The sequence below is a fragment of the Pseudomonas sp. JV449 genome (assembly GCF_032424295.1).
Taxonomy (GTDB): Bacteria; Pseudomonadota; Gammaproteobacteria; order Pseudomonadales; family Pseudomonadaceae; genus Aquipseudomonas; species Aquipseudomonas marginalis.
Genome location: NZ_VYKD01000005.1, coordinates 232,595 through 245,206, shown reverse-complemented (window position 1 = coordinate 245,206; position 12,612 = coordinate 232,595). Strand labels below are relative to the sequence as shown.

The 12,612-nt window shown below is 62.1% G+C and carries 8 protein-coding genes; all 8 read right to left on the bottom strand.

Annotated elements, in window-relative coordinates; all coding sequences use genetic code 11:
- Window positions 1-56: 56 nt before the first annotated feature.
- Window positions 57-4,289, bottom strand: coding sequence for a glycosyltransferase (locus tag F6S08_RS06370; RefSeq protein ID WP_176718757.1), 4,233 nt, complete (start codon window positions 4,287-4,289; stop codon window positions 57-59).
- Window positions 4,290-4,442: 153 nt separating this feature from the next.
- A complete protein-coding gene (locus tag F6S08_RS06365; RefSeq protein WP_315871400.1) occupies window positions 4,443-6,779 on the bottom strand; it encodes a putative bifunctional diguanylate cyclase/phosphodiesterase in 2,337 nt (778 codons plus the stop codon).
- 213 nt (window positions 6,780-6,992) lie between these two features.
- Window positions 6,993-8,165, bottom strand: coding sequence for a PotD/PotF family extracellular solute-binding protein (locus F6S08_RS06360; RefSeq protein ID WP_065926582.1), 1,173 nt, complete (start codon window positions 8,163-8,165; stop codon window positions 6,993-6,995).
- Entirely contained in the window at window positions 8,162-9,136 is a 975-nt protein-coding gene (locus F6S08_RS06355; RefSeq protein ID WP_065926583.1) for a CobW family GTP-binding protein, read from the bottom strand. Before F6S08_RS06355 ends, F6S08_RS06360 begins: the two co-directional genes overlap by 4 nt.
- Before the next feature lie 111 nt (window positions 9,137-9,247).
- Window positions 9,248-9,550, bottom strand: a complete 303-nt coding sequence (locus F6S08_RS06350) for a hypothetical protein (protein ID WP_065926584.1) — start codon at window positions 9,548-9,550, stop codon at window positions 9,248-9,250.
- A gap of 13 nt (window positions 9,551-9,563) precedes the next feature.
- Window positions 9,564-10,313 (bottom strand): SDR family NAD(P)-dependent oxidoreductase, encoded by a 750-nt coding sequence (locus F6S08_RS06345; RefSeq protein ID WP_074844014.1) that lies wholly within the window; start codon window positions 10,311-10,313, stop codon window positions 9,564-9,566.
- Window positions 10,314-10,452: 139 nt separating this feature from the next.
- Window positions 10,453-11,214 carry an SDR family NAD(P)-dependent oxidoreductase gene (locus tag F6S08_RS06340; protein ID WP_065926586.1) on the bottom strand — a complete coding sequence of 254 codons (762 nt, stop codon included), beginning with the start codon at window positions 11,212-11,214 and terminating at the stop codon, window positions 10,453-10,455.
- Between the two features lie 10 nt (window positions 11,215-11,224).
- Entirely contained in the window at window positions 11,225-12,565 is a 1,341-nt protein-coding gene (locus F6S08_RS06335; RefSeq protein ID WP_065926587.1) for an MFS transporter, read from the bottom strand.
- Between the last annotated feature and the right edge of the window lie 47 nt (window positions 12,566-12,612).

Genomic DNA, 12,612 nt, shown 5'->3' with positions numbered 1-12,612 from the left:
CCATTCAAGAGAAAGCTGTAGCCGAGCGCCCGTTTTTTCCGGCCGCCACGGCTACCTCAATCTACTGCCCTGGCCATGCTGGTTTGCGAACCGATCTCTACCGCAAACTTGCTGTTGAAGGGCAAGTAATGGTTGTAAGCCTCGGCAAAGGCTGTGGCGTCTGAAGAAGACAGCTTGATACCCGCGAGCGACGGATCCGTTGCCGCCCAACTCAAGTCATAGGCGCTGCCCATGGTTTTCCTCAGCACGTCGTTGAACAAGGTCGGCCCCGTGACTTCAAAAATCCTGGTCTGGTACTCATTGAACGTCTTTATCTGCTTGGCGGTAGGGGTTCCCTTCAAGTAAGGGCGATTACCTTCGAGCCATTGCTGATTGCCTTTGAAACGACGGTACAGCTCATCGCTGATATCGCGCAGCACAGGATTATTGGGATGACTTGCAAACACACTGGTGTTGTAGCCAATAAAATCGGTGTCTGCATAGGAAACATGCGAGTTCAATAACACCTGATTACCCGTCGCCTTGAGCTCCACCTCACCGATATTGGCCGTGACCACGTCATCACTGTCCAGGTAAATACCGCCCCGGTGATTGATCAGCGGGTAACGTAATGCATCACTGGCCGCCGCGTAGTTTTGCCCCGCGCCTTGGCGGAAGAACTGATAAACCTCGCCGGAATCCGATGCCTTGAAGGCTTTGAAAAAGGCATCATCGTTCAAGTTACGCACGTCCAGGTTGCGGCCTTTGCCCTGAAGTTGCGCTTTTATCTGCTCAAACACCTGCGGTGTGTCCGCATCGATATGCACAATGGTTTTATAAGCAGAGGTCTTTTCTGCGTTACTCAGAACAGTGGCGAGCCGATCATCCGGCATGCTGCCGCCCGCCCAGATGTAATTGATCTCCTTGGGGATGGCGGTGGCTGCCTGGGGAATAGGCAGCGCTGCAACGCGCACGGTTCTGATACTGCTGGGCGAAGGCAATGTGTCTTTGACTTTCAAGTATTCCTGTAACGGCCCGGCGCGCCAGTCGTAAGGCCCGGCTCGCCAGAAAACATCACCCAGCGCATCGCCCCGGCCGATTTTACGCCAAGCGCCCAGTTCGGCATCAAACCTGACTTCAGTCGTAAAGTTAGCGAGAAAGGTTATTTGCCCATCCCTCCTCACCACTTGCTCAACCTCGTCCATCGGCAGTTCAACCAGCTTGTAGTCCTGTGACGCAATGCCGTCTCCACCCTGTAACCCCAAGCGACGCCACTGTTCGTTGCCACGGTTGCTGAACAAGAACTCGGTTTGCCGGTTGGTCTTCGGGTTAATCAGCCGCGCCTGCACACTCCCCGGGCTGCCGGCCTGCGACACCTCGCGAACTTTATAAACCGAGGTTTTCCCCGAGCCGTCCGCGTTGCGAATGTACTGTGCGCCGTCCTCCCCTCGGTAGATACCCTGGCTGTCAGGCGTCAACCCCGCCAACTTCGCTTTACTGACCGCATACTTGTCGAAGTGCACATTATCAACGGCACCCGGCGCAACTGCGGGTGGGCTGACAGGGCGAAAATCCTTGAGCGCCGGGCCATAGGCCGTGCGAGTAGTGACATCGTAGGCATGCCACTTGCCCCGATGACGCTTGGCAATAACCTTCAATCCCTGCGTCGATGCACTCGCCAAACCCATCTCACCTTCGACAGCACCCGACATTTTTGCGTAGGCGTTGAGATTGAAACCCTGCCCCTGCAGCCATTTCAGTTCCCTGTGACCGGCCTGCCAGAGCGTTTTGATGCCTTGGGTGGCCCGCAGCCCCAAGCCCCCTAGACCTTCCACCGGGTTCAGACCGCTGAGGGCGGCCCGGAACAGGATGTCAGACGCCTTGAACGCTCGCGTTCCAAGCCGCTCAGTCACTTTGCCAGCCACCTTCGCCGCCGAACCCAGCCCCTTGCCGACTGGCACGACGAAACCAAAGATATCCAGCGCAAAATCGCGCACAGCAGCACCGACGTTTCCGTTGGCGGCATTCTCGATCGCGTTTTTGAGCGGAATCAAACCCGTGACAAAATCATGTCCGGCCTTGATCTGCGCCTCCTCATCTTCCACCGCCGTCGACCCGCGTGCGGCCGCTTTCATCGCTGCTGGGTCATACAGCAGGTGATTGGCCATGACCTCAGCAATCTGGCCGAAGCGAGGATGGTCGATAGTCGGAACCGCGTCGTCCATCGCCTTTCTGTCCTCGGGCAAGAGCGGCGCATTGAGTTTTTCGGTCAATAAATCATGGGAGTACGTGCCCGGTCGCGGGGCAGTGCCTGAACGGTAAGCCTCGTAGTCCAGCCATTCGCCGATCCCTTTGGCTTGACGGGCTGCATACCCCTCAGGATCCGCCACTCGGGGCGCTGGATTCGGCGGATTCCTGGGCAGGTCCTCGCGCTTTCGAATGAGCCCCTGCAACGGGAACAACTCATAGGACGCATGCTTGAAGTCGGCATAGGCCCGGCCAGTGTCACGCTTGTCCCTTGGGGTCAGGACCCGCATCCACAAACCGTAGCGCGCCACGGCGGCCTGCGCTTGGGCGTCGGACTCCAGCCCCTCGGCCTGGGCCTCACTGGCCTTGCGCAAGGAAAAAAACTCTACCTGGCCGGACGCGATGGTTTGCCTGTCGCTCAGCGGCAATTGCGAGAGTTGATGTGCGACCAATGTCGTGAGACTCGCCTTCAGGCCACTCACGTATGCATCGAATTGCTCATCGAAGATTTTTCCAACGTCAGGCAGCGGCGTGACCCTGTAATGCCGATTACCCAGGGAAAAATCGTGACGCACCCCTCGCGGGATACGGTCCATTTTGCCGGCCATGTAAATGTCCAGCAGTGAGTGCAGCTCACTCTCGCTGGCATCAATGTGGGTGATGCTGATGTTTGGGACTTCAAAAGAAACATCGTCTCCATAGGCTTTTTTCAGTTCGGCAAGCGCAATGTCTCTTCGGGTGGGCATCGTCGCGGCCAACTGACTCTGCGCCTTTTGCAGCCTGGTCATGGTTTCATTGAAGGTTGTCCGTAACCCATCCAGTTGTTCGGGCGTATACACCCTCGGATTGGCCGGGACTCTGCCCTGGGCAATGCCCCAATCGACCAGCGCCTGCTCCTGGGCGTGACGCTCGACGATTGCCTGAGTCAGCGAGACCGGACCATGGCTCTCACGCGTCATCCACTCGCCAAAAGGAATGCACGCGGCAACACCCGGTATCGCGTGTTCGCTGGCCTCAACCACTGCCGTGAGCCTCATCCAGGCGGGTGACCCCACCACCAGATTGGCGGGCATATCAGGCACAAGAAAGGTCGGTGCCGCGCCCACGAGCAGCAGCCAGGCCGCCGCAGGAGCCAAGGCGGAGGTGACTTTGCCCTGCGCCACCAAGTGCTGGCTCAATCGCTCCACTACCACGGCCGGGCTTACCCCCCAGTTGGCCGGCGCCAGCAAGTCATACCCGGCCACCTGCCCGCGTTGGCTGCCTGCGTGCGGGTCAAGTTCCAGCACCATCGCTGCCATCGCCCATTGAGCGGCGCTGGAAGGTGTAGATACGCCGTCGAAAGCCGCCTCGAGTTTTTTCCCCAACGCTTGGACTTCGGGACTTTCAATCATCTGTTCAATCCGCTGCACGACGCCTGCGGGTCGACTTGAATCAACGTGTTTCTCCTGAAAGAGCGCGAACAAACCCTTGCCAGGCGAAACCTCGGCCAGGGTCTGCGAGACCATCGCCTGCAGCCGACGCCTTTGCTCAGCGTCCAGCGCAAGCGGCATGGACAAAAGGCCCCAGTAGTTGCCCCGTTCAAGCGGCTCGGGCAGAGGGTTTGAACTCGCGTAGAGCAGGTCTGCCAGTTGTTCCGGGGTGTGTGGAACATTCAAGCCGGACTCCCTTAGAAACCAGGCCACCGGCACTTGCGAAGCAGGCTCAAGCCGATTTTCGCGTCCAAACGTTGAAAGGGCATCAGCAGGCATCATCTGACGGTCCAACAAGGTTGCAACCTTCAGGCTCGGGTTTTCCAGCGCGGCCTTTTGCACCGCCCCCAAGGCCGTTATCAGGCTCTGCGTGTTGCGGGTATTGCCAAGCCGTTCTCTCGCTTCATCCAGGCTCTGTTCAGAGCTAGACAGTGACCTTTGCAGCGAGCGCCCAGGGTTTACCTGCACGGCTGCGGGTGGCGAGCTTGAATCATGGATTTGGATGGGTTCGCGCTGATGCCCTTCCCAGGGCAGGGGCGACTGAAGTTCAGGGCGAGATTGGCCAGGGAGGACGGTTGTAGGAATGGTGCGCATGAATTGCCCCTCACAGGCCCGCCGAGAGCGGGCCAAGGTTAGGAAAGGCCGGAGAGAGTTCCGGAGTAACCTGAGTGCAACTTGGAGAAAAATCGGCGAGACGAAAATTTTAGAAGCTGTTTCACCCAGCCAAAACGGCATGGAATAGGTCAGTCACGGTGCCACCCGCTCACGCCGCATCCACCGCTCGAACGCCAGGGCATTCAACGGTCGGCTGATGAGATAGCCCTGGGCCGTGTCGCAGTTCCACTGTTTGAGCAACTTGAGACTAGGCTCGAACTCCACCCCTTCGGCCACCACCTTGAGCCCCAGGTTGTGGCTCATTTCGATGGTGGAGCGCACGATCACGCCGTCGCCCGTGGCGCTATCGAGGTTGCGCACGAACGACTGGTCGATCTTCAACTCCTGCACCGGCAGGCGCTGCAATTGCGCGAGTGAGGAGTAGCCGGTGCCGAAGTCATCCACCGACAGGCTGATGCCGCAGCCGCGCAGTTGCTCCAGCACGCTCAAGGCTTGTTGCGGGTTGTGCATGATCGCGCTTTCGGTGATCTCGAAAATCAGCTGCTGGGCGGGCACCTGGTAGTGCGCCAGCAAGGTGGTGACGCGGGTCGCCAGGTCATCATCGGCCAAGTCATCCACCGAGATGTTCACCGACAACTGAATGTGCATGCCGCGCTGCGACCACTCGCCGATCTGGCGGATGGCTTCTTCGATCACCCACAGGGTCAGGCCGCCCATGCTGCCGGTGCGCTCGGCCAGGGGGATGAATTCGGCGGGCGACACCAGCCCCAGGGTGGGATGCTGCCAGCGCAGCAGGGCTTCGGCCTGGCACACCTCGCCATGCTTGAGGTCGAGCTTGGGCTGGTAGCACAGGTACAACTCGCCTTCGACGACGGCCCGGCGCAGGTCGCGGATCAGGGTGATCTGGCGCTGGTGGGCGAGGTCGCGGTCCTGCTGGTAGATCTGCAGATAACCCGGCAGCATCGCCGCATCGTGGCGGGCGATGGCGGCGCGACTGATCAACTCTTCCACCTGCTGGCCATCGGCGGGATAGGCGGCGATGCCGATGCTGACTTCGTGGCGCACTTCGTCATTGCCGATGCGCTGGGGCTCGGTGAGCAGTGCGTAGAGGCGGTCGGCGCGGGTCACTGCACGGTCGATCTCGGTGTTCTCCAGCAACAGCAGGAATTCGCTGCCGGTGATGCGCGCCGCGGTATCGCTGGCCAGAAGGCTCATGGACAAACACCGGCTGGCTTCACGCATCATCTCCTCCACGCCCTCGGGGCCGAAGCCTTCGTTGATCACCCGGTAGTTCTCGATGCCCAAGTACAGCAACACCACCGGCCGCCGCGCACTGATCGCGCTGCCCAGGCGCTCCATCGCCAGCGCCCGGTTGGGTAGACCGGTGAGTGGGTCGTGCAGGGCGTTGTGGGCCAGTTGCCGTTCGCGCACGGCGATGCCGCTTTGCATGGCGTTGAAGGCGCGGGCCAGCAAACCGAACTCATCCTGGCTGCGTACCCGCACCGGCGTGCGGTAATCACCGGCGCCGATGCGCCCCGCCGCCTCCACGAGGGCGTTGAGCGGGCGCGACACCCGCCGCGCCAGGAACAACGCGCCGGCCAACGACACCAGCAGCACCGCCAGGGCAATCCCGAGAAACTGCCGGTCCAGCGGCGCAAAGGATTCCAGCGCATGGTCCAGCGGGCTTTGCAGCAATACGCGCACGTCATCGCCGTCGCCGGTATTGGCCAATGGAAGCACGCGGCTGAGCACGCGCTGACCGTGGAACCCATGGATCTGTGCCTCAGGGTTGAGCGGAGCGTCGTGCAGCAGGCTGAGGGCGGTGGCCCGGTACGCGTCGGGCTGGGTGCTGAACAGCGGGCCGGGCGTGCCGTCCTGCACACTGAGAAACGACACTTCCAGGTTGCTCATGGAGCGCAGTTCATAGGCGAACAGTTGGTCCATGGCAAAGCCCATCACGATGCGCGCGATGGGTAACGGGTCGCGCACTTCATCCTGCACCAGCAGGTAAGGCCGCCCATCCAGGGCCACGATCACCATGTGCAGGCCATTGCGCCGCGCATGGCGCAAGGCGGCGTCATAGGGGAACGGCTGGCCGCGGGTGAGGATAGGGAGTGTGCTGACCATGACCTTGCCATCCAGGCCCAGCACAAACACGTCGCTGGAACGGATGCCGGTGCCGTGGCGACGCAGTGCCGCCAGGATCGGCGCGGGCTTGCCTCCGGCCACGGCCTGCTTGAACGGACCATCGCCGGCGAGCCAGTCGAGCCCGTATTGCAGGCGCCGCCCGCGCAGGTCCAGCAGACGCTCGAATACCTGGGTTCCAGTTTTCAGTTGGACTTGTGCCTGGTTCTCCACGGCACGGCGGGTGGCGCTCTTGACGGCGAAATAGGTGGCGGCGACCACCACCAGCAGCAACAGCGCCAACACCCCGGCGATGCGGGTTTGAAAGGTATGGCGCCATGTCATGGCAGTGCCCTCTGGCAGCGTTCGCCTCTCTCTGCCGCCGCGTCCCTTAGTCATGTGCAGTCCCTGCGCCCAAACCCGCCGTCAAAAAAACATCTATTTAGACTGGACATTTTGTTTTAGCAGAGTAGCTGGGACAGAGCAGAAGCGCACCGAATAAAACCGGGGATTTAACTGTCATTTTATTGGCGACAACCGCTTGGCCATACCCACCTGTCAGCTGCGGGCGCGCATGAAGTCCCCCCAACGCCGCACCAGATAGTTGTGCTCATCCATGACCGAGTTCCACACCGCAATATGCCCCATGCGCTGCTCATAGGAGCCGCCATCGCGCACCTCGCCGATATCGATCAACGGCAACCCATCACTGCCGAGCAGCTCCTCCCGCGCAGGCTTGCCGGCGTACCAGTAATCCCACTCGGCACTGCTCAGGTGATCACGGCTGCGCGCCGGGTTGCCGATGTAGTAACCCTGGCGCGCCATCACCGCGCCCGGCCAGCCGGACAACCACCAATTGAGGTACGCGTAGGCCGCGTCCAGCACCGGCCCCTGGGCATGGCGCGACAATGACAAGCCGCCGAACCAGGCGCGATAGCCTTCGCGGGGCACCGCCAGGCGGTATTTCACCCCGGCGCGGTGCAGGCGCATCAAGGTTGGCGACCACAGGCTCTGGATATCGATGCTCGGGCTGAGCATCAGTTGCGCCGCCTCTTCATCGTCGGACCAAAACGCAGCGAAATGCCCTTCCTTCTGCTTGCGCACCAGAATATCGGCGAGCACGTCGATCTCTTCGATGCTCATATTGCCGATGTCGTTGAAGCGCGCCAGCCCCGCGCCCTGTACCGCCAGCGCCGCATCCAGGGCGCCGATGGCGGCGTCGCTTTGCAGTGCCGTGCGGGCACGCCAGGCCGGGTCCAGCAGCCAGCCCCAGCTTTCGTTGCCGTGGCAAAAACCCTCGGGCAGGCGCTCGGGGCGGTAGGCAAAACTGTCCGCATTGTGGGTAAGGGGCAGCATGCTGATGCGTTCGGTGACGGTGCTGCCCAGGCTGCCATCGTGCTGCACGAACAACCGCTCACTGGGCACACTGCCGCTGCCCAGCCGGTCGTTGGGTGACAGGCGACCGCGCTTGGGCAAGTCGTTGATCTCGTGCCACAGCGCGATGCGCCGCGTGTCAATGGGCTGGATCGCCCGGGCCGGCCACACGAAGTCGACGTTGTGAAACCATTGGTCGTACAGGTCGTAGCTGTCGGGCTGCATCACTGCGATGCGCTGGGCCTGTTCCACATCGTGCACCTGGTACACGAGGCGAATCCCCAGTTCCTGTTCGGCGCGCACGCGCAGGCATTCGAGCAAAGTGACCGAGGTGCCGAGCACTCGTAAGGTGATCATTCGGCGAACCGCCGCGAGAACACCTCAAACGAGCGCTGCAGCAGCGCGGGGTCCAGGCCACGCAGGATAAACACCAGCCGCGATTGCCGCTCGGTGCCTGGCCACGTGGGCAGATGGACCGGGGCATGCAGGCAATGCTGCACGCCATGAATGACGATGGGGGCGTTACTGGCGTTCACGTTGAGCAGTCCTTTGACGCGAAGGATTCGTTCGCCGTGGCATCTTAACAGCATCGACAACCACACCCCGAAGCCGACCCAGTCCAGCGGCTGGTCAAAGGTCATACTGCACACTTGGGCCGCCCCATGGCTGGCGCTGGTGGTCTGGTGCAATTGCCAGCGGCTGACTTCCAGGGCGGGTTCGGCACTGCGCAGGCCTTCGCCGAGCAACAGTTGGTCGCCACTGTGGATAGCGTGGGTATCGAGGATCGGCGTACCGGTGTTGAGCGCCTGCAGGTGCGCACGCAGCGGTTCGCAGTCATCCACAAGATCAGTCTTGCTCAGCAGCAAACGGTCTGCGGCCGCAACCTGGGCCAGCCATTCCGGGTGCAGGCGTTCCTGCAACGCGGCGTGGCTGGCGTCGACCAGCGTCACCACCAGGCCGATATGAAAACGCCCGCGCAGTTGCACATCGTTGTTCAAGGTGGCGAGGATCGGGGCCGGGTCGGCCAGGCCGGTGGTCTCGAGGATCACCCGTTTGAACGCAGGAATTTCGCCACGCTCGCGGCGTTGCAACAGGCCGAGCAACGCGTCCTTGAGCTCGCCACGGATGGAGCAGCAAATGCATCCGCTGGGCAGCAGCACAGTGTTCGGCGCGACTTCTTCCACCAGCAGATGGTCGATGCCGATATCGCCGAATTCGTTGATCAGCAACGCGGTGTCGCCCAGGCTTTCGCCTTGCAGCAGGCGCTGGAGCAAGGTGGTCTTGCCACTACCGAGGAAGCCGGTGATCACATTTAGAGCAATGCTCATATTTACCTCCACGCCCGGTAGGAGCGAGCTTGCTCGCGAAAAACCCGAGAGCGCCACGTACATCCAGACAACACGCGTTATCGTTGACGTTTTTCGCGAGCAAGCTCGCTCCTACAGTGGGGTGTTTTCCAGGTGGTCAAGCAGACGCGGATCAAGGGGATCCAGCGGCCGGCCGAGCATGGCTTCAGCTGCCTGCCACAGTTGATCCAAGCCGCTCGCCAGTGCCTGTTTACCGGTGGCGCCCAACAGCAGATAAGACGCGCCCTGGAAGTCTTCGACCTTGAGCCGGAACACCGCCAGCACCTGGTTGATCGCGGCGATACGGCGCAGGCGTTCGCGGCGCCTGGGCAATTCATCACCCAAGGGGTCGCTCCAGTGCAGGTCTTCGCCGAGCAATCCGCAGAGTCCGCACATGGCTACACCCCGCTCATGGCATGACATCGCCGGAGTTCGGGCCCAGGGTCTGGCCGACGAACAGGTTGCCGCCGGGTTCACTGGCCAGCAGCACGGCGGTGGGCGCCACTTCGTCCGCCAGGCCGAAGCGACCCAGGGGTAGCTCCTTGGCCTTGGCGCTCTTCCAATCGTCGCTGATACCGCCCACTAACGGCGTCTCGATCGGGCCGGGGGCGATGGCATTGACCAGCACATTGTCCTTGGCCACCTCCAACGCCAGGGACTTGGTAAAACCGATCACTCCAGCCTTGGCGGCCGCGTAGTGAGTCAGTTCGGCGCCGCCCTTGATACCCAGTTGCGAAGCCACGTTGATGATCCGTCCCCAACGCTGCGCGAGCATATGGGGCAAGGCACGTTGGCTGGCGACGAACACGCTGGTGAGGTCCACGCGCAGCATGTCGTTCCACATTTCGATGGACAGGTCGACGCAACGCGCCTGGGTGAGCATCCCGGCATTGTTGACCAGGATATCGATGCCGCCGAAGTGGTCGACGCAACGGTCGACACTGGCCTGGGCGCCTTCGACCGTGCCCACATCGGCCACGCACTCGACCACCTCGGCGCCCAGGTTACGGCAGGTGATCGCGGTTTCGGCGAGGCTGGCGGAGTTGCGGTCGGCCAATAACAGGCGCGCGCCTTCAACGGCATAGGCGCGGGCGATGGCGGCACCGATGCCGCTGCCGGCGCCGGTGATCACGGCGCGGCGGTCAGTCAGTTGGAACATGTTAAATCTCCTGAAGCAAACACAGTTTCAATGTGGGAGGGGGCTTGCTCCCGATAGCGGTGGTTCAGTTAGAACTGCTGTGACTGACCCACCGCTATCGGGAGCAAGCCCCCTCCCACATTTGGATTGAGTACATCAGTCAGTCGGGCCAGCGTACGGTCAGGCCGCCGTCGATAACGATGCTCTGCCCGGTCAAATAGCTCGACGCTTCACTGGTCAAGAACTGCACCAGCGACGCCACTTCATCCGCGCGCCCTACCCGCCCCAACGGAATCGCTCGCGCCGCTTTTGCCAGACCTTCCGGACCCAGCGAGTTCTTCGCATCCAGCGACTGCGGCGTCTCGATCAACCCCGGGATCACCGCATTGCAGCGAATGCCCAGGGGCGCCAATTCCACCGCCAGCGAACGGCACAACCCCGGCACACCGGCCTTGGCCGCAGCGTAATGGCTGTGGTCGTGCCAGCCATACACGCCGCCGGCAATCGAAGAGATCGCCACCAGCGCGCCGCCTTCGTTCATATGCCGCGTCGCCGCGCGGAAGGTGCGCATCACCCCGGTCAGGTCGACATTGAGCATCTCGTTCCATAACTCGTCGGTCATTTCCAGCAGCGGCGCACGGCGCAGCAAACCGGCGTTGGCCACCGCGTAATCCAGCCGACCGAAATGCTGTACCGCCTGTTCGGCGAGGGCGTCCACCGAGACGGTATCGCCCACGTCCAGCGGCAACATCAGGCACTCGCCCCCCGCCTCTTCCACCAACGACACGGTGGTGCCCGGGTCGTGGGGATCGGCCGGGTAATACCCGCCCACCACCGCCACGCCACAACGTGCATAGGCCACGGCGAGGGCTTGGCCGATTCCACTGGCGGCGCCGGTAATCAAGGCAACTTTACGGCTCATCGAACTCTCCTTACTGAACGGTTTCCGGACGCACATGGCGGGCGGCAAACATCAGGGCGCCGGACAAGAAGCACGGCAGCGCGCCGAACCACAGCGCGGCGGTCTGCCAGTCACTGCCGGCGGACAACACCTGGGTCGCACCAAAGCCCGCGACCACGGCACCAATCGGGCCCATGGCATGGATGATCGCGCCGCCGGTGGCGCGGATGCTGGTGGGGAAACTTTCACTGATAAAGAACAGCGCCGCCGAGTACGGCCCGATCAGGAAGAACAGGCCCAGGCTGTACAACCCGACCACCATCGGCATATTGCTTGGGCCAAACAGCATGCCGGCAAACGCCAGGCCGCCGAGCATCCAACCCAGGCCGATCACATTGCGACGGCCGATCTTGTCGCCCATCCAGCCGTGGCTGAGGTAGCCGCAGTAACCCACCAGGTTGGACAGCACGAGGATGATCAGCGAGTTCTCGAACGAGATGTGGTGCACGCTGACGATCACCGAGGTGCCGAGCACGCTGAACACCTGGATCGCTGCCCAGTTGAGCAGCAGCGCAGCGCCGATCACCAGGGTGGCGCGACGGGCCGGGCCACGGAAGGCCGCCTTGAGGCCGGCCTTGCTGTGTTCGTCGTAGTCCACACCGTAGGTCACGGCAACGTTTTGTGCTTCTTTCACCGCGCCGCTTTTACGCAACTGACTGATGCGCTGGTGGATCTGGAATTGCGGGCTCTCCTTGAGCTTGCGCGCCATGATCGCGATCACCACCGCCGGGATCGCGGCGAAGATGAAGCAACCCTGCCAGCCGATGATCGGCAGCAACAGCGCGGTCAAGCCGGCGGCGATCAACGCACCGACCGGCCAGCCGCCCTGCACGAGGCTGTAGATGAAGCCGCGGCGCTTGGTCAGTCGCGGGTCTTCCGAGGCGCCATACAGCTCGGTCAAATAGGTGGCGTTGACGGTTTCTTCGGCATACCCCAGGCCGCCCAGCGAACGAATCAGAATCAGCGGCGACTTGCCCCACGCCCCGCCAATGGCGGTCAGCGCCGAGCACAGTGCGGAACCGGCCACGGTGAAAATAATCCCTTTGCGCCGCCCCAGCTTGTCGACGATCGGCCCGATGGCCAAGGCAACCACGGCGGTACCCACCGCCACCCAGGTCGCGATTTCAGCCTGCTCCACTTCACCCCAGCCGAAGTGTCGGCCGATCTCCGGCAGCAAGGTGCCGAACAGGATGAAGTCGTACACCGCAAACACCCAGGCGAAAAACGCGATCCAGGTGGCGAAGCGCACTTCCTGGGACGTCAGTTGCCGGGGTTTCCAGCCAGTCAGGTCAAGCTTGTTGTAGATGGACATAATCGCGCCTCGGGAGGTGGAGTGGGCTTTCTGTAGGAGCGTGCTTG